Origin of the sequence: Pseudomonas sp. RA_35y_Pfl2_P32, from assembly GCF_963970735.1 — a bacterium.
Lineage (GTDB): Bacteria > Pseudomonadota > Gammaproteobacteria > Pseudomonadales > Pseudomonadaceae > Aquipseudomonas.
On the sequence record NZ_CAXAQF010000017.1, the window covers coordinates 36,596 to 59,564 of the forward strand.

General features: G+C 55.6%; 18 protein-coding genes, 1 tRNA gene and 6 pseudogenes. 14 read left to right on the plus strand and 11 right to left on the minus strand.

Annotated features, from left to right (window positions below):
* Positions 1 to 3 precede the first annotated feature (3 nt).
* The 3 genes from ihfA (at position 4) to AACY45_RS17920 (ending at position 808) form a co-directional block, all read left to right on the plus strand.
* On the plus strand, positions 4 to 306 hold the full coding sequence (gene ihfA / locus AACY45_RS17910) for an integration host factor subunit alpha (RefSeq protein WP_002553164.1): 303 nt from the start codon (positions 4 to 6) through the stop codon (positions 304 to 306).
* Positions 287 to 643, plus strand: coding sequence for a MerR family transcriptional regulator (locus AACY45_RS17915; RefSeq protein WP_027620568.1), 357 nt, complete (start codon positions 287 to 289; stop codon positions 641 to 643). The genes ihfA and AACY45_RS17915 overlap by 20 nt, the downstream gene beginning before the upstream one ends.
* Before the next feature lie 88 nt (positions 644 to 731).
* Positions 732 to 808, plus strand: a tRNA-Pro gene (locus AACY45_RS17920).
* Positions 809 to 890: 82 nt separating this feature from the next.
* Here the strand turns inward: AACY45_RS17920 and AACY45_RS17925 are convergent.
* A pseudogene (locus AACY45_RS17925) lies at positions 891 to 1,559 on the minus strand (tyrosine-type recombinase/integrase); the annotation flags it as partial.
* Positions 1,560 to 2,289: 730 nt separating this feature from the next.
* Positions 2,290 to 2,811, minus strand: a complete 522-nt coding sequence (locus tag AACY45_RS17930; RefSeq protein ID WP_339546685.1) for a GNAT family N-acetyltransferase — start codon at positions 2,809 to 2,811, stop codon at positions 2,290 to 2,292.
* 74 nt (positions 2,812 to 2,885) lie between these two features.
* On the opposite strand from AACY45_RS17930, the pseudogene AACY45_RS17935 reads away from it, so the two are divergent.
* Positions 2,886 to 3,126 (plus strand): annotated as a pseudogene (locus AACY45_RS17935) (putative metallopeptidase); the annotation flags it as partial.
* A gap of 11 nt (positions 3,127 to 3,137) precedes the next feature.
* Positions 3,138 to 3,313 (plus strand): annotated as a pseudogene (locus AACY45_RS17940) (DNA adenine methylase); the annotation flags it as partial.
* A gap of 93 nt (positions 3,314 to 3,406) precedes the next feature.
* Here AACY45_RS17940 and glyA read toward each other — a convergent pair.
* The 3 genes and pseudogenes from glyA to AACY45_RS17955 all read right to left on the minus strand — a co-directional run bounded on the left by glyA (position 3,407) and on the right by AACY45_RS17955 (position 6,331).
* Complete coding sequence (gene glyA / locus AACY45_RS17945; protein WP_339546686.1) at positions 3,407 to 4,645, minus strand: serine hydroxymethyltransferase; 1,239 nt, start codon at positions 4,643 to 4,645, stop codon at positions 3,407 to 3,409.
* An 11-nt stretch (positions 4,646 to 4,656) separates the two neighbouring features.
* A pseudogene (locus AACY45_RS17950) lies at positions 4,657 to 5,036 on the minus strand (threonine synthase); the annotation flags it as partial.
* Positions 5,037 to 5,125: 89 nt separating this feature from the next.
* Positions 5,126 to 6,331 (minus strand): benzoate/H(+) symporter BenE family transporter, encoded by a 1,206-nt coding sequence (locus AACY45_RS17955; RefSeq protein ID WP_339546687.1) that lies wholly within the window; start codon positions 6,329 to 6,331, stop codon positions 5,126 to 5,128.
* A gap of 349 nt (positions 6,332 to 6,680) precedes the next feature.
* On the opposite strand from AACY45_RS17955, the gene AACY45_RS17960 reads away from it, so the two are divergent.
* From AACY45_RS17960 to AACY45_RS17970, 3 genes are all read left to right on the plus strand, one after another.
* Positions 6,681 to 8,069 (plus strand): aminotransferase-like domain-containing protein, encoded by a 1,389-nt coding sequence (locus AACY45_RS17960; protein WP_339546688.1) that lies wholly within the window; start codon positions 6,681 to 6,683, stop codon positions 8,067 to 8,069.
* A 197-nt stretch (positions 8,070 to 8,266) separates the two neighbouring features.
* Positions 8,267 to 8,617: an ArsR/SmtB family transcription factor gene (locus tag AACY45_RS17965; RefSeq protein ID WP_339546689.1), complete on the plus strand. Its 351-nt coding sequence runs from the start codon at positions 8,267 to 8,269 to the stop codon at positions 8,615 to 8,617.
* A 36-nt stretch (positions 8,618 to 8,653) separates the two neighbouring features.
* Positions 8,654 to 9,712 carry a flavin-containing monooxygenase gene (locus tag AACY45_RS17970; protein WP_339546690.1) on the plus strand — a complete coding sequence of 353 codons (1,059 nt, stop codon included), beginning with the start codon at positions 8,654 to 8,656 and terminating at the stop codon, positions 9,710 to 9,712.
* A 212-nt stretch (positions 9,713 to 9,924) separates the two neighbouring features.
* Here AACY45_RS17970 and AACY45_RS17975 read toward each other — a convergent pair whose 3' ends face one another.
* On the minus strand, positions 9,925 to 10,359 hold the full coding sequence (locus tag AACY45_RS17975; RefSeq protein ID WP_339546691.1) for a universal stress protein: 435 nt from the start codon (positions 10,357 to 10,359) through the stop codon (positions 9,925 to 9,927).
* 67 nt (positions 10,360 to 10,426) lie between these two features.
* Positions 10,427 to 13,159 (minus strand): cation-transporting P-type ATPase, encoded by a 2,733-nt coding sequence (locus AACY45_RS17980; protein WP_339546693.1) that lies wholly within the window; start codon positions 13,157 to 13,159, stop codon positions 10,427 to 10,429.
* A 792-nt stretch (positions 13,160 to 13,951) separates the two neighbouring features.
* On the opposite strand from AACY45_RS17980, the gene nhaA reads away from it, so the two are divergent.
* The 4 genes from nhaA (at position 13,952) to AACY45_RS18000 (ending at position 18,900) form a co-directional block, all read left to right on the plus strand.
* On the plus strand, positions 13,952 to 15,148 hold the full coding sequence (gene nhaA / locus AACY45_RS17985; protein WP_339546694.1) for a Na+/H+ antiporter NhaA: 1,197 nt from the start codon (positions 13,952 to 13,954) through the stop codon (positions 15,146 to 15,148).
* A 293-nt stretch (positions 15,149 to 15,441) separates the two neighbouring features.
* A complete protein-coding gene (locus tag AACY45_RS17990; protein WP_339546696.1) occupies positions 15,442 to 16,395 on the plus strand; it encodes a TAXI family TRAP transporter solute-binding subunit in 954 nt (317 codons plus the stop codon).
* A gap of 82 nt (positions 16,396 to 16,477) precedes the next feature.
* Positions 16,478 to 18,505, plus strand: coding sequence for a TRAP transporter permease (locus AACY45_RS17995; protein ID WP_339546697.1), 2,028 nt, complete (start codon positions 16,478 to 16,480; stop codon positions 18,503 to 18,505).
* On the plus strand, positions 18,502 to 18,900 hold the full coding sequence (locus AACY45_RS18000; RefSeq protein ID WP_339546698.1) for a DUF1850 domain-containing protein: 399 nt from the start codon (positions 18,502 to 18,504) through the stop codon (positions 18,898 to 18,900). The genes AACY45_RS17995 and AACY45_RS18000 overlap by 4 nt, the downstream gene beginning before the upstream one ends.
* Before the next feature lie 67 nt (positions 18,901 to 18,967).
* Here AACY45_RS18000 and dctM read toward each other — a convergent pair whose 3' ends face one another.
* The 4 genes and pseudogenes from dctM to AACY45_RS29300 form a co-directional block, all read right to left on the minus strand.
* Positions 18,968 to 20,251 carry a C4-dicarboxylate TRAP transporter large permease protein DctM gene (gene dctM / locus AACY45_RS18005; protein ID WP_339546699.1) on the minus strand — a complete coding sequence of 428 codons (1,284 nt, stop codon included), beginning with the start codon at positions 20,249 to 20,251 and terminating at the stop codon, positions 18,968 to 18,970.
* A complete protein-coding gene (locus AACY45_RS18010) occupies positions 20,248 to 20,880 on the minus strand; it encodes a TRAP transporter small permease (protein ID WP_339546700.1) in 633 nt (210 codons plus the stop codon). Before AACY45_RS18010 ends, dctM begins: the two co-directional genes overlap by 4 nt.
* A 66-nt stretch (positions 20,881 to 20,946) precedes the next feature.
* Positions 20,947 to 21,942 carry a TRAP transporter substrate-binding protein gene (locus tag AACY45_RS18015; protein ID WP_445261197.1) on the minus strand — a complete coding sequence of 332 codons (996 nt, stop codon included), beginning with the start codon at positions 21,940 to 21,942 and terminating at the stop codon, positions 20,947 to 20,949.
* Positions 21,943 to 22,188: 246 nt separating this feature from the next.
* Positions 22,189 to 22,314: pseudogene (locus tag AACY45_RS29300) on the minus strand (SulP family inorganic anion transporter); the annotation flags it as partial.
* 186 nt (positions 22,315 to 22,500) lie between these two features.
* Here AACY45_RS29300 and AACY45_RS18025 point away from each other — a divergent pair.
* Positions 22,501 to 22,578: pseudogene (locus AACY45_RS18025) on the plus strand (arsenate reductase ArsC); the annotation flags it as partial.
* A gap of 9 nt (positions 22,579 to 22,587) precedes the next feature.
* Positions 22,588 to 22,959 (plus strand): metalloregulator ArsR/SmtB family transcription factor, encoded by a 372-nt coding sequence (locus tag AACY45_RS18030; protein ID WP_339546702.1) that lies wholly within the window; start codon positions 22,588 to 22,590, stop codon positions 22,957 to 22,959.
* The last annotated feature ends 10 nt before the right edge of the window (positions 22,960 to 22,969 follow it).

The window sequence follows — 22,969 nt, forward strand, 5'->3', positions numbered from 1 at the left end:
CGTATGGGGGCTCTGACGAAAGCTGAAATGGCGGAACGTCTGTATGAAGAGCTGGGCCTGAACAAACGGGAGGCCAAGGAATTGGTCGAACTGTTTTTTGAAGAAATCAGGCACGCTCTTGAAGACAACGAACAGGTGAAGTTGTCCGGTTTCGGCAACTTCGACCTTCGGGACAAACGCCAGCGGCCTGGCCGCAATCCGAAAACGGGAGAAGAAATCCCGATCACGGCTCGCCGTGTGGTCACCTTTCGTCCAGGGCAGAAGTTGAAGGCCCGAGTTGAGGCTTATGCTGGAACCAAGTCATAACGACGAGCTTCCCGTCATCCCAGGCAAACGCTACTTCACCATCGGTGAAGTCAGCGAACTATGTGCGGTAAAACCGCATGTACTGCGTTATTGGGAGCAGGAGTTTCCTCAACTCAACCCCGTCAAACGCCGCGGTAACCGCCGGTATTATCAGCGCCAGGACGTGCTGATGATCCGGCAGATCCGCGCGTTGCTTTATGATCAGGGGTTCACCATCGGCGGCGCACGCTTGCGTTTGTCCGGCGACGAAGCCAAAGACGACACCACCCAATACAAACAAATGATCCGCCAGATGATCTCCGAGCTCGAAGATGTGCTGGTAGTCCTCAAGAAATAAATATCTGCTTTAAATACTTCCAGTTTTCAGAAGCTTGCGATATATTCTTGAGCGTTCGTCGAGAACAGCAACAGGTAACACGCCTAGTCGGGGCGTAGCGCAGTCCGGTAGCGCACTAGCATGGGGTGCTAGGGGTCGAGTGTTCGAATCACTCCGTCCCGACCATATTATTCAATGACTTAGCCGCTTTCGAGCGGCTTTGTTGCTTCTGCCATAGTGACTTTCCGAGTGACCCTGGCGTTTTTGTTCATGCTTCCCTCCTTTTCAGAATCGTCAGCGCTGGTGCGCGCGAGTCAGTTGCTGATACCTTTTTTCCGTCGCAATCAGTTGATCCAGTTCTGCCGCCGAGTAGTGGCTAGTGATGCTTCCACTCTTGTGGCCGAGCAGCGCTTTCCGATCTTCCTCTGTCACACCTGCCTCACGCAGCCTTCTCCCAACGGTGTGCTTCAAGTCGTGAATGCGGATCTTGGTAAAGCCGTCATGTGCCGGCCGCAAGAACGTTTCCTGCCATTTCTTTGCCGCTCGAATCCGCGCCTTCTTCCAGGCCGAGTCATTCATGCGGTGCACAGTCGTTTCATCCCCCTCACCATCTGGCTTGCCAAACGGAAACACGTAGCGGATGCTTGCCGCGCTGCTTCTCGATCACTGACTTGGCAGCGTCATTCATCACGACCAGACGCTCGTCTCGGTTTTTCACGCCGGACCTGGCGCTCCTTCCTCCAAAACCTGCCGGGATCAGGAATACGCTCGTTCCCAGTTCCGGTACCGCAATCTCCCACCTCCACTGAAGTTTGCAGAATTCCTGCTCCCGGTACTCGGTGTTGACCTTGAACATGGCCATGGTCTGAAGGTGCGCCGGAAGCTCGGCGAACAGAATCGACTGCTCTTCCCACGAAAGTGGGTAGGGCTTCGAACTGTTCGCGCTGATTCATGCCGCCACCGCGCAGCCATGGTCTGTTCAACGAACGCCTGGGGCAGCGCTCCGGCCACTGCCTGCACTGTGACAAGGCGCCTGGTGGTATCGAGCACCGGAGCAAGTAATCCGCGCCACGTTTTCGAATGCTCCAAATCGTGGCGCGAACAAATCTGGAGAAGAGTCATGACGTTGACTGCCACTACTCATTCCACGGTTTCTGCGAAACCAGAGGTGATTCAACCTTGCAGCCTTATGTTGTCTAAGGGAACCCACCCAGTCGCACCGTCTGAAACCCGTACTGCCCATAACCAGCCGTTCAGTTGACGATTACCTTGCAGTATTTGTCCCTCGACAACATTCAACTCTCTGTTGGTGAAGTCCTCCAGCATCTTTGCGGAGCCATCCACTTGGCGGTCAAGGAGTTGCTCGGGTACAAAGCCAGGTTCTTGCCCAGGGACAGTGCATAAATACCAGTCAGGCCAGCCTTCGGGCCCCTCATATCGCTCCCCAACCAAAACCCCATCCCCAGTTCGGAGGATCATAGGTTCAGGAAATTCGCTGACATGTGAGTGAATTACCACATAGCTTGATTCGATCATTTTCGCCATCTTTGGAGGGTGTGGGCTCTTACCAATACCGGGAACGGGCCACTCTCTCAATTCTGCTTCTAGGCTTACCTGAGACAATTTATGACAACCAAGCAACCCGACTGAGAGGCGATCGAACGAGCCTACCGGGAAAGGGCGCAGCACATCACAACCATCCCAATGTCAGTCTTGTCAGTACTAAAAGGTATTTCGCCTAGTACCTCAAATCCGAGGCTTTCATAAAAACGCTGCGCATTGGAGTTGGACTTCAGTACATCCAGCCAAATGGAGCTTTCACAACGGTTTTCTGCTGACTGACGAATGAACTGCAGAAGCTGCTTCCCGTAGCCTTTACCCGCCTGAGACTTGAGGACGTAAATTTTCTGAAGCTCAGCACCAACCTCACCAGACACTGGGATCAATTTGGACCAGTTGACCTTTGAAAAGCCTACCGCTCGACTTTTCTCGTCGAATGCTATGAGCCAGCAATGGTGGGCAGGCGATTCGATTGATTTCTGAAGTTCGCAGATTGAGAAGTCCTCGTTTAGGAAGTTCTGCATTCCTGCGGCGGTCCAGATTTCAGAGAAATGGTCTCGGTACGTCTCTATGCCGAGGTCACGAAGTATGTGGATGTCTTCCATGGTTGCTTCTCGAATGCTGATCACTGCCGTGCTTCCTGCATTTGGTTGCCCCTGACCAATACCGGTAACGCCACACTAATTCAAGCGCGAGGTGATCCATGGACAGGCCATACCCTCCTGCGTCACTGCTTGAACTATCCGAACGGTCTGACTTCGGTATCCGCCTGACGCCTACACCTGAGGTGTGGGAATGGCTCCAAGTTGAGATCCTCGCCGACACCGGTAGCATTCACAACGAGACCACGCTCACCTACTGGATGCAGACATCCGAGTCATGTGGGTGTGTCGAGCTTCGAGAAGCAGGGCCGCACAGTCCTGGGTCAGGCCGGGCAGGTGGCATTGCCGCCTGACAGCGCCTGTCCGGCTCCTACGTCGAAAACCTTCCGCGGCTCGAATTTGCCGAAGGCTATAACCGTGACCACGCCTTCCACTCCATGGATCCACCTTACTGGCAGACCGCCGGCCACGGGCTGGACTTTCTGGCGAGTACTATGAGCAGATGGCCAACTTCATGAGAAGTTGCAAGGTGTCTAGAGAATCCGGGGCGATTCACCCCTCACCACCGGTGATCACAAACTTGACGGGCAGCCCATAGGTGCCCGGTAGGCTCCTCCAGCAATCAACTCAGCAGATACACAGGAAAACATTCACACAAGTGCATCACCCTGCGCCGGGTGTTATCCAGCAGTGCCGCGTTGTTCGGTTGTTCCAGCAGGTCGGCGATCAGATTCGCCACTTCAGCACACTCTGCCTCGCCAAAGCCACGGGTCGTCAGTGCTGGCGTTCCAATGCGGATGCCGCTGGTGATCGCCGGTTTCTGCGGGTCGTCTGGAATCGCGTTTTTGTTTAGCGTGATGTGGGTGCTTTCCAGCAGCGCTTCGGCATCTTTGCCGGTGATGTTCATCGAGCGCAGATCAAGTAGGAACATGTGGCAGTCGGTGCCGCCGGACACCACGCGCAAACCACGACGGGTCAGGGTGTTGGCCATGGTTCGGGCGTTGTTGATCACCCGTTGCTGGTAATGCTTGAACCCATCGCCAAGGGCTTCGTTGAACGCCACGGCCTTGGCTGCGATGACGTGCATCAGCGGCCCGCCCTGATAAACCGGGAAAATCGTCTTGTCCAGCAGCGCAGCGTATTGTGCTTTGGCCAGGATCAGACCGCCGCGCGGACCACGTAAGGTTTTGTGGGTGGTGGAGGTGATGAAGTCGGCGATGCCGACCGGCGACGGGTACACGCCCGCCGCAATCAGCCCGGCATAGTGCGCCATGTCGACCATCAGGTAAGCGCCGATTTCATCGCATATGTTGCGAAAGCGCTGGAAATCAATGGTTCGGGAATATGCCGAGGCCCCGGCAATGATCATCTTCGGGCGGTGCTCCCGGGCCAGTGCTTCCATCTCAGCGTAGTCGAGGGTCTCGGTTTCCTTCTCCAGGCCATAGGAAAATGCCTTGTAGAACTTGCCGGAAAAATTCACTGAGGCGCCATGGGTCAGGTGCCCGCCATGAGCCAGGGACATCCCCAGAATCGTGTCGCCGGGTTCGAGCACCGCCAAAAACACCGCTTGGTTGGCCTGGGACCCGGAGTGTGGCTGGACGTTGACGTATTCGCAGTTGAACAGTTTGCGGGCGCGCTCGATGGCCAGGTTTTCGATCTCGTCCACGACCTTGCATCCGCCGTAGTAGCGCTTGCCCGGATAGCCTTCGGCATATTTGTTGGTGAGCACCGAGCCCTGGGCTTGGAGCACTTCTGCGCTGACATAGTTTTCTGACGCGATCAGCTCCAGGTGGGTTTCCTGGCGATTGCGTTCGCGGTCGATCAGGTGGGCGATGGCCGGGTCTAAATTCTGCAGGCTCATGGTGTGACTCCTTAGGTAAGCACTTCGGCCAGCGGCGTAGGCACGTGACGCAGCTCCCCTCGTGACTGGCCTCTGGTCGAGTTGGATAGAAAAATGGAGGTATCTTTCAGGCCGCGTCCGGTGATCAGGATTACGGCGGTCGACGGTCGCGGGCTGTCGGGGTGTTCCTGGGCATGCTTGAGCAGGTCAGCGAAGGCACGGGCGGCAGCTTCAGGAGGCACGCCGGTACTGGCGGCCAATCGGAGCGCTGCCGCGACAATGCTCGGGTCACTGGCACAGGTGAACTCGCCACCGCTGGCGGTCACTGCACGCATGGTTTGAGGCGGTCACGCGGCAACGCGACCTTGATGCTGTTGGCCAGGCTGGTGAGGGCAATACGTTCGATTTGCTCGGCCAGTTGCTGCTCCTGTTCGAGCAGGCAGGCGCTGCCGTGGGCTGCCGCCGACACGCCGGCGACCACAATGAAGTTGTAACGAATGGTCATGGTCGGCCGCCCTCGGCGATGGCGGCGGCTTTGCCTTCCCTGGTGTAAGTCAGCACGAAGTGCGCCACGAGGCCGAAGATCAACCCCCAGAATGCAGCGGCCAAACCGAGGAAGCTCATGCCCGAGGCGGTGACCAAGAAGGTGATCAACGCCGCTTCACGTTGTCTCTCGTCCGTCATGGCGCCAGTCAGCCCGGCGCTGATTGCACCGAACAAGGCCAGGCCCGCGAGGGAGGCAATCAACTCTTTAGGCAGGGCGGAAAACACCGAGGCCAGGGTTGCGCCAAAGGTGCCTATCAGAATGTAGAACACCCCGCAGGCAATCCCGGCGATGTAGCGTTTGTCACGGTATTCGTGGGCTTCGGGGCCGGTGCAGATCGCCGCCGTAATCGCTGCCAGGTTAAAGCCGTGGGAGCCGAACGGGGCCATCAGAATCGAGCCAATCGCGGTGGCCGAAATGATCGAGCGCGCCGGTGTGTTGTAGCCTGAGGTACGCAACACCGCCATGCCGGGGACGTACTGGCCGGTCAGCGTCACCAGGGCCAGGGGCAGGCCAATGTTGATGATGGCGTGCCAGCTCCACTCGGGGGCGATGAAGACCGGGTGGGCCACCGCGATGATGATCGAGCTGCTGTTGAGCTCACCGAACGAGGCGGCCACGGCGCAACCGACAATCAGCACCGAGAGAATGGCGTAGCGCGGCGATAAGCGTTTGAAGATCAGGTAGGCCGCGATCATCGAGAACACCAGTACCGGTTGCAGCTTGATCGAGGTGAACAGCTCAGCGCCGAAGCGAAACAGTATGCCCGCGAGCATGGCGGCAGCGATGGCTTTGGGCAGGCGACTCATCAGTTTGTCGAACGCCCCGGACAAACCGACTACGGCGATGATCACCGACGCCACTAGATAGGCGCCGATGGCCTGGGGCAGGGTAACGGTGGGCAACATCGACACCAGCAATGCCGCGCCCGGCGTCGACCAGGCAGTGATCACCGGAATCCGCAGGCGCCAGCTCAGGAACAGGCCGGTAATGCCGCTGCCGATGGAAATGGCCCAAATCCACGAAGACACCACATCATTGGGCAGATGCGCTTCCTTGGCTGCCTGAAACACGATGATTAGGGGGCCGGCATAGGAAATGATCACGGCGATGAAGCCAGCAATGACCGCTGACAGGGATAGATCCTTTCTGAGTGTTTCCATGATGTCTCGACTTGGCGCGGCAGAGTCGCGCAGTGATCAGGGGGTGATTGAGTCGATTGGCTCGATTCCAAATGAGTGTATTCGAATGAATTGAGTTGATTCAATGGGTGGCGAGGTTGCTGTGTGATGTTTTTTTGCTATCTGCGCCGTATTTTTAGCTTTTAGTCATTTAAATAACTGATTTATAAGCTTATTAATTATTCTGAAAGTATCTTATTGTTTGTGTCTATATCGGTTAATTTGCCAAGACAATCGACTCAATTTATTGGTTGAGTCGATTGATTTGTTGCGTGGTTTCTATGTGATATGCTCCGATATTGATCATTTCTACGATGGGCAGTAATCATTCATGTGGGTTCCCCAGCTAAGCGAGTTCAGCCAGCCGATGTATTTATCGATTGCTGATGCGTTGGCGCGCGATATCAGCAACGGCGTATTGAACGAAGGTGATCGCCTGCCGACCCTGCGGGAGCTGGCCACCACCCTGAATGTCACGCCGGGCACCATCAGCCGGGCCTACAGCGAAGCCCATCGACGTCGTCTGGTGCAGGGGGAAGTAGGGCGGGGCACCTATGTGCTCAATCAGAAGCAGTTGGAACTGCCAGCCAGCAACAGCGTCGCGCCGCTTAACCTGGGGCAATCTGAATTACTCGATCTGTCGATCATCAAGCCCAACAGCGAAACCCTGGAATACTGGTTGCGCGACGCGTTGGTGGGCATGGCCCAGAGCACCGATTTTGCCCGTACCCTGGATTACGCCCCGGACGGCGGTCACCCGGCTCATCGCGAGGCGGGTGCGCAGTGGTTGCGCCATTCGTTGCCCGATGCACAATGGCAGCAAGTGGTGATCACCGCCGGCGCCCAGCATGGCTTGATGGTCGCGATGAGCGCCCTGACCAGCGCCGGCGACCTGGTGCTCTGTGAAGAGCTTTGCTACCCCGGCATCATTTCCCTGGCCCATGGCCTTGAGCGCCGCCTGCGGGGCGTGCCGATGGACGATGAAGGAATCATTCCCGAAGCGCTGCGCGAAGTGTGCCTGCGGGAGAAGCCGGCGATGCTGGTTTGCGTCGCGACCTGCCAGAATCCGACGGCGGCGATCATGTCGCAAAAACGCCGAGCACAAATCGCGGCACTGGCCGAAGAGTTTGACTTCATCATCCTGGATGATGACATCTACGGCTTCCTCGCCACCGACCCGTCGATCAAACCGTTGTCGGCGTTTGCGCCGGAGCGTTCGGTGTACCTGACCAGCTTGTCGAAGTCGGTCATGCCGGCGCTTCGCATCGGCTATATCTATAGTCCGCCGAAACTGTTGTCGCGCCTGACCTCGATGGTGCGCAGCAGCGTCTGGATGCCGTCGCCGTTGACTGCGCAACTGGCCAGCAATGTGATCATCGACGGCCTGGACAGAAAGCTGATCCGCATCCAGCGCAACGAAGCCGCCGGGCGGCAAGCGATTGCCCGGGAAATCTTTGCCAATTTCGAACTCAAGACCCAGCCCTATTCGTACCACGTCTGGTTGACGCTGCCCGAACCCTGGACCAGTGACGAATTCAGCATGCTCGCTCGGGCCAACGGTGTGCTGGTGCTCAGTGGCACCCAGTTCCAGGCTGAACGGTCCGGGAGCACCCGTTGTGTGCGACTGGTGTTGATGTCGCCCACCAGCCAGGACGAACTGCGCTTTGCCCTGACCAAACTGGCCAGCCTGATCGATTCCGATCCGCGACGTTATTATTGAGTCGCCGCAGGCTGCGATATTTCTCGTTTCCAGGAGATAGAAAAAAGGACCTTCCGGTCCTTTTTTGTAGCGTAGCGATCGCCACAGCGCTCGTCGTCGCTCTCGGTGATTGCCAATGGCCGACAGCCTTTAGCCCTAGGAGAGGTGCAATTGCAGAGTGTTGACGTGTGCATGGTTGTGCACATATAGTCGGCGGCATGACCAATCGAATCCTTAACCGATCCCGCGCAATTGACGCTGCAATCGAGTCACTCGATGGCGCTTTCTTCAAGGCGCTTTGCGAGCCTTCGCGTGTAGCTGTGCTCAAGCGCGTGATGCAACTCGGGCGCGCCGATATTGGAGAGATTGCGCAAGGATTGCCCCAGGAGCGTTCAGTTGTTTCCCGGCATCTGCAAGTGCTGTTGGAGGCAGGTATCGTCCGCGGCACCAAGGTCAGTAGGCAGATGTTCTATGAGGTGGATGGTCCGGCAGTGGTGACACGCCTCGAAGCCATTCTTCAGCATATGAGAAGCTTTGCCCCATTTTGCTGTCCAGGTGCGTCCGAATAGTTTTTTTTACTCTGTAGTGTGCATAGGTGTGCATATATGAATGTAATGAATGAAGTCCTGGATGTTATTGTGATCGGCGCAGGCCAGGCAGGATTAGCGTGTGGTTGGCACTTACAGCAGCAAAACCTCAGGTTCCTGATTTTGGATGCTGAGCGGTCTCCGGGCGGGAATTGGCGCAATTACTACGACAGTCTGAAGCTGTTTTCTCCCGCTGCTTACTCATCATTGCCAGGCATGTGCTTCCCGGCCGATCCTGATCATTACCCGCTTCGTGATGATGTCGTACGTTACCTGGAAGACTATGCAAAGGCATTCAAATTGCCAGTTCGTCAGTCCACCCGTGTGCAGCATGTACGAAGAGAGCACGAGGTGTTTCAGATTCAAACAGACGATGGACACATTTTCTGCTCCAGGGCACTAGTCGTGTGCACGGGCGGATTCAATCAGCCTTTCATTCCCGATATTCAAGGGCTTCAGGGCTTTCTCGGGCGCAGTTTGCACAGCGCGGAGTATCGAAATACCGATGGCTTTGGTGATCAACGGGTGGTGGTGGTCGGTGCTGCAAACTCGGCTGTTCAAATTGCTTATGAACTGGCCCACGTGAGTAACGTTGTGCTGGCCAGCAAGGAGCCAGTTCGGTTTTTTCCGCAAAAGTTACTGGGTGTGGATTTTCATGCGTGGCTGAATTGGACGGGGTTGGAAAAGACCCGTTGGTTGAACGACCAAAGTACGCCGGTGCTTGATGACGGGATCTATCGTCGAGCCCTGAAGCAAGGGTTTTTCGAGCGTAAGCCGATGTTCGAGGCGATAACACCAACCGGTGTGATCTGGGCAGATGGACAGCACACTGAAGTCGATAGCTTGGTGTTCGCGACAGGATTTCGCCGGAATCTGGAATTTTTGAGCGGGTTGGAATGCCCAGGCAAAGAATATTGGGCTCATCGTAACGGCCAGGCCGAGCACGTGCCTGGGTTGTATTTTGTCGGTCTGCCGAAGCAACGGAACTTTGCTTCAGCGACACTCAGAGGTGTCGGTCAGGATGCGTCTTACATCATGCCCAGCTTGATGCGATTTGTTCGCGATGTGCCTGTTTAGAAGACAACTTGGCGGTTGACGTATCTCAGCCACAACAACATTTCGTAGTTTTACAGGCCAGACAGCACCTGCCAAGGCCACAGCGGTCGCGATTCCCAGTTGCTTGAGGACATTGAGCAGGTGTACCGAGATACCGGATACAACCAGCGCCAGCGAGTGCAGGATGCTCTATGCAGCTTGGGTCGTGCCAGCAACGAGCAATTCACGATCTATTATTTGACTAAGGTTATGGGTACATCCGAAAGTTGAATCACCTTGGCCGCGACAGAACCGAGAAAGATCCCCGCCAGAAAACCGTTGCCATGTGAACCTAGGATGATGCTGTCACATCCTAGGGAATGCGAGCACGCGACAATTTGGCTGGCGGCATCGCCTTGTAAGGTATGAAGTGCGAATGCAATTCCTTCTTGCTTCAGAAGCGCCTCTGCTTTTTGTGAGTCCTCAGCACTATTATCCCCATAGTAAAGATCACGCTCATCCTCGCTCATGTCGTGCGCGATTCGAGTGGGTAAAAGTGGTTGCACATTCACCAGATGTACCTCAACACTACCGCCCAGTAATCCGCCATCTTGGATCAGTCCAATAAGGTAACGCACCGCCCGTTCCGAATGCTCGGAACCATCGACAGCTACAAGTATTTTATACATTTTCCGGATCCTCTTTCAGTGGCATGAAGATGCTTGTCGTTAGTGTATGGCCAGCTTGCAACCCGTTCTACTCGGACAAACGGATTCGAATCTGTTTTTCAATCTCGATGATGGCAAAGAGCGCAACGCCAACCGCGATGATCAGCAAGCCATCAACGAAGGGGATTGCCTGCGTTGCAAACACCTTTTGCAGCGGTGGCGCATACGTGATGGCGAACTGAGCTAAGGTCACCACGGCGACGGTCATCCACACGACCTTGGTGCCGCGAATGCCTTTCCAGGTAAGCGATGTGCTGTAGAGATTACGAATGAAGAACAGATGGAATATTTCCATCACGACTAGCGTGTTCACCGCGATGGTTCGGGCCAACTCCACGGAGTAGCCACGGTCGAGCGCATACGAAAAAATGCCGTAAACACCACAGAGGAACAGAATAGAAACAAGCACCATGTGCCAGACTAATGCAGCACTTATGAGTGGCTCCTTGCGTGAACGGGGCGGTCTGCGCATGGTGTTTTCTTCGGTAGGCTCGAATGCCAGCGCGATGCCGAGTGTCACGGCGGTAATCAGATTGATCCACAGAATCTGTATTGGCGTCACCGGCAGCGTAAGGCCGAGTAGCAGGGCCACGATGATGGTCATGGTCTCGCCCGCGTTGGTAGGCAGTGTCCAGCTCAGCACTTTCTTGATGTTGTCGTAGACCGTCCGGCCTTCGCGCACCGCAGCAACGATGGACGCGAAGTTGTCATCGGCCAGCACCAGGTCTGCGGCTTCCTTGGCGGCTTCACTGCCTTTTCCACCCATGGCGATACCGGCATCGGCTCGCTTTAGTGCTGGTGCATCGTTGACGCCATCGCCGGTCATGGCCACTGTCATGCCATTCGATTGCAGCAGCATTACCAGTCTGAGCTTATGTTCTGGGCTGGTGCGCGCAAAAATATTGACGTGCTTTACCGCTTCCTTAAGGGCGGCATCGTTCATTACGTCCAGGTCAACGCCAGTCAGCACACTGTCGGGATTTTGCAAGCCAATCTGGCGACCGATAGCGGCGGCGGTACCGCCGTGATCGCCAGTGATCATTTTTACGACAATGCCTGCTGCTTGGCATTGTTGAACTGCTTTTATCGTCTCGGGTCTAGGCGGGTCAATCAGTCCGACCATGCCTAGCAGGGTTAACCTTCCTTGTACGTCCCCAAACTCCAACACGGTGTGGTCGGGAGGAACTGATCTAACTGCAAACGCCAATACACGCTGCCCCTTGGCAGCAATGGCGTTTGCCTGTTCGTGCCAGTAGTCCGCGTTGAGCGGTTCAGTCCCGCCAGCGTTTACGAGCTGCTGCGTGCTCATGGCCAGTATTTGCTCTGGCGCGCCCTTCACATAGATAGAAGCCTTTCGATCATGGTTATGATGCAGGGTCGCCATGAAACGGTGTTTCGCGTCAAACGGAATGGCATCGGTGCGGGGCCAGGCCCGATGATCTTCACCACTATCGATACCGGTCTTTGCGGCAAATGCCAGCAAGGCACCCTCCATTGGGTCACCCTCTACCTTCCATAAGTCATCATGCAGGCGCAGTACAGCATCGTTGCACAGGCCGGCTGCTCTCCCCAGTTCTGCCAGCGCAGGGTGAGTCGATATGTCGACTAGCTGATTTGCAAGGCTGATGCTTCCCGCTGGCTGATAACCAGCGCCATCGACCGTGAAGATGAGATCGTTCGTCACTACCGATGCCACCATCATTTCGTTGCGGGTAAGTGTGCCGGTCTTGTCAGTGCAGATGACAGATACCGAGCCGAGCGTTTCGATGGCCGGCAGGCGACGCACGATGGCGTTGCGGCGAGCCATTGCCCGAACGCCGACAGCCAGCGTGATGGTGAGGACGGCGGGCAGCCCTTCAGGTATCGCCGCTACTGACATCCCGACCACGACCATGAAGATATCGGTGAACGCGTAGTGCCCGACATAATGGCCGAACACGAGCAGAAGGCCGCCGACTAACAAGATCAAGATCGTCAGCCAACGCGCAAATACGTTCATTTGCTGCACCAGCGGAGTGGTCAACGTTTCTACTCCGGCAAGCAGTGTACTGATGCGTCCGATTTCAGCAGCTGCTGCGGTAGCAACGACAACCCCTGTTGCTTGCCCGCAAGTCACGAGTGTGCCGCTGAACGCCATGCAGGTCCGATCACCCAGGGCTGCTTCAAGGCCTACGGGTTCGGTATGTTTTTCTACGGGGACGGATTCACCGGTAAGAATGGCTTCCTGAATCTGTAGTCTGTTCGCGTGCAGCAGGCGTAAATCAGCAGGGACTTTGTCTCCCGCCTCCAACAATACGATATCGCCCGGTACCAGTTCCTCGCCCACAATACTTAAGCGTTGGCCTGCGCGAATCACGGCGGCGTGCGGTGCCAGCATCTGCCGGATAGCGTCCATGGCTTTTTCCGCTTTGCCTTCCTGGACGTAGCCAATGATTGCGTTTGCAATAACCACTGCCAGAATCACCACGGTATCCCACAGGTGTTGCAGCATCGCGGTAATTGCAGCGGAACCAAGGAGCACGTAAATCAGAATGTTGTGAAATTGCAGCAAAAACTTCAGCCATGCAGGTCGCCGTACTGCTTCTGGGAGGCGGTTTAAGCCCGTGCGGGTAAGTCTTGTTTGAACCTCGGCAGCCTCCAGTCCGACGTGTTCATTGACGTCCAGCAGGTTCGTCACCCGCTCTGCGGGAAGGGTGTGCCAGGCCACGGAATTCGAGGAAGTGGGTGTTTGCTCGGTTGTTGCGTCGGCCACCGCCTTCATCAATGAGTATCTCCTGTGCGCACAGTTCGACTGAAAGGGGCTGAGGTGTTCAAGGGCGAGTCTGGTTATAGCAGAATGCTAAAAAGTCGTTGGATGTTATTGCGTGCTCTCTATTATCCAGTTGATATGAACTAAGGGGGGCGTGCAAACAACAGTTTTATGATTATTGACTCAGGTCAGGTTTTTAGCGGTCGGTAGTGTGACAAGATATTTATTTGGTAATCCGTTCTCGCAGGATTGATGACGCCGGCGCCTAATATTGTTCAGGGTAGGCGTGGCGATGTATGAAATATCGAAAGCTGTAATTTGCGTCAGTCTCATCCATCAAAACATGAGCCGGAGTAGCTTCAATGCTTTGATTTTTAATTACTTATTAGTCTGTATATGGGTGTGCTCAAAATAATAGATCAATGATACGAGCTCCTTGGCTTGATTGATTACTGCTATCGACCGAGGTCTCGTCCAGCACCTCTGGTGCTTTTGGTAACCGGGAAATCAAACCCAACCGTCGCTCGGCAGATGGAGCTAGAGCAGCACGACTGTGGATTGTCGAACGGACGTCCATCTCCAGTGCTCTGCAGTGACAACCCTCTCTTACGGCCCGTCCAATCGCTCATCGGCCCCAGCTCTTTCGACTTGAAGGAGGGTGATGGTATCGATATCGTTACTCGCGCAGCTGTGTTAGCCCTCATCCAGAGCGCCGAGAGTGTTTTTGTTTTGCTGTGGAATGTAGCCATGTTTATCTAGGCCAGCTGTTAATATATTGCCTTTTAAGTGATCCCAAGGACGTTGATGAGCAAGCAGCAAACTACAGTCGAAACCCCTAGAGCTGCCGCAATTCTGGCCCGCTTCCTTTCGTCGGAATCTGCGGGAGGTCTTGTGCTGATGGGCGCAGCGCTGGCTGCCCTGATTGTCGCTAACTCCCCTCTATCCCAAGGTTACTTTGCAGTCTTGCACACGGCTTGGTTGGGCATGTCTGTTGCGCATTGGGTGAATGACGGGTTGATGGCGATTTTCTTTCTGATGGTCGGCCTCGAGATTAAAAGAGAAGTGCTGGCGGGCGGGCTTTCCACCTGGGGCCAGCGCGCTTTGCCGGGATTTGGTGCCTTGGGCGGCATGGTTGTCCCTGCGCTGATCTACATCGCAATCAACTGGGGCCACCCTGAGACCTTGAGTGGGTGGGCCATACCTGCTGCTACCGACATCGCATTTGCCTTGGGTGTCTTGTCCCTGCTGGGCAAGCGAGTTCCGATTTCACTGAAGGTATTCCTCGCCGCGTTGGCGATAATTGACGATCTCGGCGCGGTCGTGATCATTGCCTTTTTCTATACATCGGGTCTTTCCATGCCGATGTTGCTGGCATCACTCGCGACGCTGGTCATTCTCATCGCAATGAATCGATTGGGCGTAAGACGGCTGCTCCCGTATCTCCTGCTTGGGGGCGTGCTGTGGTACTTCGTGCTGCAATCGGGAGTGCACGCCACCTTGGCGGGCGTCGCACTGGCAATGTGCATTCCCATGGGCAAGCCGGAAGAAGAAGCACGTTCCCCCTTGATGTTCCTCGAAGAGAAGCTGCACTCATGGGTAGCATTTGCGGTGGTGCCGATATTCGGCTTCGCCAACGCCGGTGTTTCATTGGCCGGTATTTCCCTGGAAAACCTGGTTGACCCCGTTCCGCTGGGTGTCGCGCTGGGGCTGTTGGTGGGCAAGCAGGTCGGTATTTTCCTGTTGGCGGGGCTGGCTATTCGTTTTGGCCTGGCCAAGTTGCCGCAAGGGAGTAGCTGGGTACAGCTGTATGGCGTAGCGCTCTTGTGTGGCATTGGCTTTACCATGAGCTTGTTCATTGGCAATCTGGCGTTCCCCGGATCGCCTCATTTGGTCGATGAAGTCAAAGTCGGGGTATTGATTGGTTCGATTCTCGCTGCGATTGCTGGCGTCACCGTTCTGCGCCGCTGCAGCGCCCAAGTGAGTGCGGCCGCAGCCAAGTAATCTCGCTTGAGATGAGCGCAGTATTTCTCGAGGCAAAGAAATACTGCGGTTTCTCTGTCGTTACGACTACAGCAGTTGCGGTTGGTGATTACACACTTCAGTGCAAAGGACCCTGTGAGAATAATGCCAGTCAGCTAAGCTGACTGGCATTTTTTTCGGAGGGAATCCCGATATCCCAGCGACCGTTCGAGAAGCCCTAAATGATTAGGCTAACTCATCTTCCCTCCCAAGGCGTTGGTTTCGACTACAGTAGAAAGACTCTGCATAAAGCCATAACAAGACGGAGAATTTCCATGCGAGTAAACAAACGCTTTAGTCTCTTTGCGGCCATCGCTACGTTGACAGTCTCGAGCGCAGCTAACGCCGCGCCTGTGTTCATCAACATCCTCACCGGTGGTACGAGTGGGGTTTATTACCCGATTGGGGTTGGGCTGTCACAGATATACAGCGATGGGATAGCGGGGGTGAAGACGTCTGTCCAGGCGACCAAAGCCTCGGTGGAAAACCTCAACCTTTTACAAGCTGGTCGTGGGGAGCTCGCTCTGGCACTTGGGGACTCTGTGGCTGATGCAAAAAACGGTGTGGAAGATGCGGGATTCAAGGCCCCGCTGACAAAGTTGCGAGCAATTGCAGGCGCCTATCCGAACTACATTCAAATTGTCGCGAACAAACAGTCCGGCATTAAAACCTTGGCGGATCTGAAAGGGAAAACCATCTCCGTCGGCGCCCCAAAATCCGGTACCGAGCTGAACGCGCGTGCAATCTTCAAAGCAGCGGGATTGACGTACGAAGACATGAGCAAAGTCCAATACCTACCCTTTGCGGAGTCGGTCGAGCTGATCAAAAACCGTCAGTTAGATGCCACGCTTCAGTCCTCGGGGTTAGGAATGGCGGCCATCCGCGATCTCTCCTCAACCATGGCATTGAACTACGTCTCCATCCCTCCTGATGTGGTTGCGAAAATCGGCAATGCCGCCTATCAGCCAGCACAAATTCCGGCCAATACTTACGACGGACAGCCCGAATCAGTGCCTACGGTGGCGATCACCAATATTTTGGTGACACGTGAGGACGTTTCGGATGACGTTGCCTACCAGATGACCAAGCTGATGTTCGAAAACCTGACTCGCTTAGGTAATTCTCACTCAGCCGCCAAGGACATCAAGTTGCAGAGCGCTGCCAAGAATCTGCCTATCCCACTTCATCCCGGTGCCGAGCGCTACTACAAAGAAGCAGGAGCGCTGTAATCCAAAAATGCGCCACGGGGATGGTCGCTTGAGCGATAGAGCGGTTCGTACCCTCCTATCCAGTTTTTGAGGCAGGTACCCAATGAGCGAAGATCATCATGGCATCGCCGCCAACCTACGCGACTGGCCTAAGACGCTGTTCTACGTGGCGTTGTTGTTTTCAGTTTTCCAGATTGTCACCGCCGCGTTTGCGCCTGTTTCCAGCCAGGTGCTGCGCGCGGTGCACGTTGGTTTCCTGCTGTGGGTGGTATTTCTGAGTTACCCGGCGTATGGCAGAGCACGTCCTTGGCAGCCGTTGGCCTGGATATTGAGCCTCGCCGGGATTACCACTGCCGTGTATCAATGGTTCTTCGAGGCGGATTTGATCCAGCGCTCAGGTGACCTGACATCGGCCGACATGGTGGTTGGACTGGTATTGATTGCATTGGTGTTTGAGGCGGCTCGTCGGGTGATGGGTATCGCGTTGCCTGTCATCTGTGGACTGTTTTTGGCATACGGTCTATTGGGGGAATACCTGCCAGGCGACCTGGCACATCGAGGCTACGGACTCGATCAAATCGTCAACCAGTTGTCATTCGGCACCGAGGGGCTCTACGGAACACCAACCTACGTTTCCGCGACCTATATTTTCCTGTTCATTTTGTTCGGTTCCTTTCTCGAACAGGCGGGAATGATCAAATTGTTCACTGACTTCGCAATGGGATTGTTTGGCCACAAACTCGGAGGGCCGGCAAAAGTATCGGTCGCGTCATCGGCTTTGATGGGAACGATCACAGGCTCAGGCATTGCAAACGTTGTCACGACCGGACAGTTCACGATTCCATTGATGAAGCGCTTCGGCTACAAGGCAGCATTTGCTGGCGGCGTAGAGGCAACTTCAAGCATGGGCAGCCAACTGATGCCGCCTGTGATGGGGGCTGTCGCCTTCATTATGGCGGAAACCATTAATGTCCCGTTTGTAGAGATCGCCAAAGCTGCGTTGATTCCAGCCATCCTGTATTTCGGTTCGGTGTTCTGGATGGTTCACCTTGAGGCAAAACGCTCCGACCTCAAGGGTTTACCCAAAGACCAATGTCCCAGTGCATGGGGAGCAGTAAAGGAAAGCTGGTATTTGCTGATTCCGCTTTTTGTCCTGGTCTACCTGCTGTTTTCGGGACGTACCCCGCTATTCTCCGGAATGGTGGGGCTGGCGCTAACAGCCATCGTTATTCTTGGTTCGGCAATCATTCTTCGGGTATCCAGTTTCGCGTTGCGGTGTGCGTTCTGGATCGCGCTGGGTGTCCTCTGCGTCGGTTTTTTCCAGTTGGGTATCAGCGTGATCTTCGCGGTGATCGCCACATTGGTGGTCATCTGCTGGTTCATTCAGGGAGGCCGAGAAACCCTGAGTATTTGCCTGCATGCCTTGGTAGAAGGTGCTCGTCATGCGGTGCCGGTAGGGATTGCTTGCGCGCTGGTGGGCATCATCATCGGCGTAGTGTCATTGACGGGCATAGCCTCGACCTTTGCCGGTTACATACTGGCCATCGGCAGGGATAACCTGTTGTTGTCACTCATACTGACGATGGTTACCTGCCTGGTGTTGGGTATGGGTATCCCGACGATTCCCAACTACATCATCACCAGTTCGATTGCAGCACCCGCCTTACTGGAGTTGGGTGTGCCGCTGATTGTGTCGCACATGTTCGTTTTCTATTTCGGAATTCTTGCAGACCTTACTCCACCGGTCGCTTTGGCATGCTTTGCCGCAGCGCCCATCGCCAAGGAAACAGGATTCAAGATCAGTCTGTGGGCGGTGCGTATTGCTCTGGCTGGCTTTGTCATTCCTTTCATGGCGGTCTACAACCCTGCGCTCATGATGCAAGGCGAGAATTTGTGGATGACGGCCTACATGTTGGTGAAGACGATGTTGGCCGTTGGCCTTTGGGGAATGACGTCCACGGGCTATCTGCAACAGAAGATGCCGATTTGGGAGCGTTTATTGAGTTTCGCGGCCGGTGCTTTGTTGGTCGTTGCGCTGCCGTTGACTGACGAAATCGGTTTTGTGCTGGGGGTGTTGATAATACTTCAGCATGTCTGGCGGTCTCGTCGTGTCGGACCGGCCATAGCATGATTGGCCTGTGCCTGGGTTTGGCCGGCGTCGCCTGGGCCCAACTCCCTGTTTCAAGCTTTACCCTGGCTTGGAATCACACCATTGAAAAAATTCGTTGGGAAGAAGACTACCGCGTCTCGGAACAGGGGCTGGTGCTCACTGAGGCCAGGGTCAAGGGGAATGGCGCAGGCATGGAAATTCCCCCTGCGGCCAGGTTGGTAAAAGGCAGTTGGCACTATCAACGCCAACTGCCGCCCTTGCAACCGCTGAACCTTGGCCGTATCCCGCAAGCAGGTGACTACCAGATATGCTTCGATCAGCAATGTCATGAGATGAGCAAGTGGCTGGGGCCACCTGTCAGCAATCCGTCCTCCGTGGCGCTATGGAGTTGCTGGACGGACGCAGGACAACAATAAGTGGCCAGAAGCACAAATGTGAAAGCCCTGTCCGGATACGAACGCCCAGTACCCGGACAAGCAGGCATCAACTCATGCCCAGCCAGTTTGGCAACGCCAGGGAAATCCAAGGCACGTAGGTAATCAGAATCAGGAACAGGAGCAGAATCATTAGCCACGGCATGGCGGCTCTGATGGTTGCCGGCAGTGTCATGCCCGTCACAGCAGAGGTCACGAACAGGTTCAGACCCACGGGCGGCGTGATCAAGCCGATCTCCAGATTCACCACCATAATGATGCCCAGGTGAATCGGATCGATACCCAGCTTCATGGCGATGGGGAAGAGGATCGGTGCCAGGATCAGGATGATGGCCGAGGGTTCCATAAAGGCCCCTGCAATCAACAGCACAATGTTCACCACCAGCAGGAACATCACCGGCGTCAGGCCCGCTTCAATCACCCACGCGGTGATCTGTTGCGGTAGCTGTTCGGTCGTCAGCACATGGGCGAAGAGCATGGCGTTGGCAATAATGAACATCAGCATGATGCTCAGCTTGGCCGAGTCCAGCAGGACTTTGGGCGTATCGCGAAACGTCAAGTCTTTGTAGACGAACAAGGCGATGAAGGCCGAGTACACGGCCGCCACCGCCGCCGCTTCGGTGGGGGTAAACATCCCGGAGTAGATACCTCCCAGGATGATGAGCATCAGCAATAAGCCCCAGATCGCCTTGCGTGCAGTGCCAAGCCACTCACGGAACGTCGCGCGCGGCATGGCGGGCAGGTTTTTCTTCACGGCGACGATGTAGATCGCCACCATCAACGCCAGCCCCAGCAGCAAGCCCGGTACCACGCCCGCCATAAACAGTTTGCCGACAGACGTTTCGGTCGCGGCCGCGTAGACCACCATCACGATCGAGGGTGGTATCAGGATGCCCAGGGTCCCCGCGTTGCAGACGATCCCCGCGCCGAAGGCCTGCGGATAACCGGAGCGGACCATACCGGCAATGGCAATCGAACCCACCGCGGCGACAGTGGCTGGGCTCGATCCGGAGAGGGCAGCGAACAACATGCACGCCAACACGGCAGCAATGGCCAGACCACCACGGATATGGCCGACACAGGCATTGGCAAAGTCAATCAGCCGCCGAGCGACGCCACCGGTGGTCATGAAGGCCCCCGCGAGCAGAAAGAACGGGATGGCCAGCAGCGTGTAGTGCTCCGACGTCTCGAACAGTTTGATCGCCAGTGAGCGCACGGAGTCCGGGCTGAAAAAAACGATGGTCAGTGAGCCCGCCAACCCCAGGGAGATAGCAATGGGAACGCCGATCAACATCAGCACGAACAGTGATGCAAACAGGAAGGCAATGGTCATGACTTGTCATCCTCGTGTTCAGTCAGCTTCATCGCATCTGCGGCTTCATCGGCCAAGCCCAGGCCGGTCTGCCTGTTCTGGAGGATGCGCACGAGAATTTCCGCGAAACGGATGAAGACCAAGGCGAACCCTACGGGGACGATCAACCCGATGTGCCATTGCATGATCCCGTACTGGCCCAGGTCTTCGGCCCCTATGTGCGCAATCATCAGGGTCTGGATCCACCCGAAACTGGCAATGCTGAGCAGACCGGCATACGTCAGGCAGAAAAGGCAGGCGATGATGCCAATGAACCGTTGCACCGGTTTGCTGGCCATTCTGACCAGCGCATCAACGCCGATATGGCCGGCCGTGCGCACGCCGTACGACAGCCCGAAAAAAATCAGCCAGCCAAACAAGGCCTTGGTCAACGAAGTGCTCCAGGTCATCGCCTGGGCCATTCCCATGACCCCGTCGCCGATGGCGAACAGCGATTCGCTGGCGCCTTCCCAATTCTCAGCGAGGCGATAGAACAGGGTGTAGAGGTTGTTGAGGACAACGTAGACGAATGTTACCAACGTCATGGCGGCCAGCAGGAAGACGATGAAGCCTTCCTCGAAGTGTTCCCAGATGCGCCGAAGAGCATTCATGGATGGCATCTCCTGTAGCGAACGACGGCAGGTGCTGCCAGGGCGGCAACACTTGCCGGCGACCGATCATTGGGCCTGGTTGGCAGCTTCAGCGGCAGTGATCAGCTCGGCGCCGATATCGCCTTCGAACTTCTTCCACACCGGCTTCATCGCGACACGCCATTGCTCGCGTTGCTCAGGCGTCAGGGTAATGATCTCGGTGGTCTTGGCCGCGATGATGTTCTGCTTGGCGTCCTGGTTCAGTTGCTCGGCCTCTTTGTTCACATGAGTGGTGACTTCGACGAGGATTTTGTCCAGCTCGCTGCGAAGCTCTGGCGACAAACCGTTCCAGAACTTGGTGTTGGTAATCAGCATGTAGTCCAGCACGCCGTGATTGGATTCGGTAATGTACTTCTGCACTTCATGCATCTTCTGGCTGTAAATGTTGGAGTAAGGGTTCTCCGCCCCGTTCACCACTCCGGTCTGCAAGCCCTGATACACCTCGGCGAAGCTCATCTTGCGCGGATTGGCGCGTATGACCTTGAACTGCTCCTCAAGCACGGCAGAGGCCTGCACCCGGAACTTCAGGCCACGGGCATCACCGGGCACTCGCAGCGCTTTGTTCGCGGACAGTTGTTTCATCCCGTTGTGCCAATAGCCCAGTCCAGTGATGTTTTTGTCTTCCATGGACTTGAGCAGCCCCTGGCCCTGCGGGCTCAGCTGGAAACGGTCAACAGCGCTGATGTCATCAAACAGGAAAGGCAGGTCGAACAGTTGAACGGTCTTGGTGTAATGCTCAAACTTGGCCAGTGACGGTGCAATCATCTGGACGTCCCCGAGCAGTAAGGCCTCCATCTCTTTGCCATCGCCAAACAACGAGGAGTTGGGGTAGACCTCTACTTTGACCTTGCCGGGCAAGCGTTCTTCCGCCAGCTTCTTGAACAACAGCGCGCCTTGGCCTTTGGGTGTCTGCTCTGCAACGACGTGGGAGAACTTTATAATCACCGGATCTGCAGCCATGGCCGTGCTCAGGGTGCCAAGGGCAAGGGCGCAGGCGACGGCTTTCCACATAGGTTTGAACATTGGGGGGATTCCTCTTGTTTTGGTTTTTCGTACAGTTCCATGCTCCGAAAGCATCTGCACGGCGGACAAGAGCAAGTCTAGGCAGAAAACGGCCATTTGGAGGGTGATGACTGAATGTAGTTAGAAATCCCGCAGGTAATGTGATTTTTGCCTCCGGCAACACCAACGATGCGCCGACAGTGATGACGACTAGAAGTGAATGCAGTGTTGCGGTAAGTCTCCTCTTGTCTCCCCAGACCCCGCGTCGTCAGGCCACATGAAGATAGGCAACCTATCAGGCAGTGAGCCCATATCCCCAACAGTACCGATATGAAGCCCCATGTACACCGCAGTCGCGGTGAGCACCAAGATGCAAACCAGTGGCGAGGGAAGCCGCCGGGGCGTCGCGAGGGGGCGTAGCGCTGTGGGGCTCGACAGGGGGCGGTCCTTTTCGAACTTTTGCGGTGCATGGGCTTTACCTTGCATGCGTAAAATCATATATTCGATAAACCGCATATAGGCTGAGTTGAGGCGTTCAGCGCCGGCGCCGCCCCAGCTCAGGTCGATCCGCTCACCAAACCCGACGCATTGCGCCACACGCTTCACGAAATTCATGAGCGCATCAAGATGTTCGTCTTGGTCAAAAACAAACACTGAGAAAATGATATGGCTGACCATCTGACACCGACCGCTGTTTTCAAATGCCTGGCTGACGACACTCGGGTGCGCACGATGATGCTCATCACCCGTGAAGGAGAGCTTTGTGTGTGCGAGCTGACCTGCGCGTTGAACGAGAGTCAGCCAAAAATCTCCAGGCATCTCGCACAACTGCGAACTTGCGGCCTGTTGTCGGACCGCCGACAAGGCCAATGGGTGTATTACCGACTGCACCCGAATCTCCCTGATTGGGTTCATCAAGTGCTGACCACAACGCTCCAAAGTAACAAGCACTGGTTAAGCACTGATGCCAAACGCCTTGATGAAATGGGTAACCGTCCTGAACGAGCAGCCGTGTGCTGTGAAAGCAAAATCGCCTGATTCCGCCTTC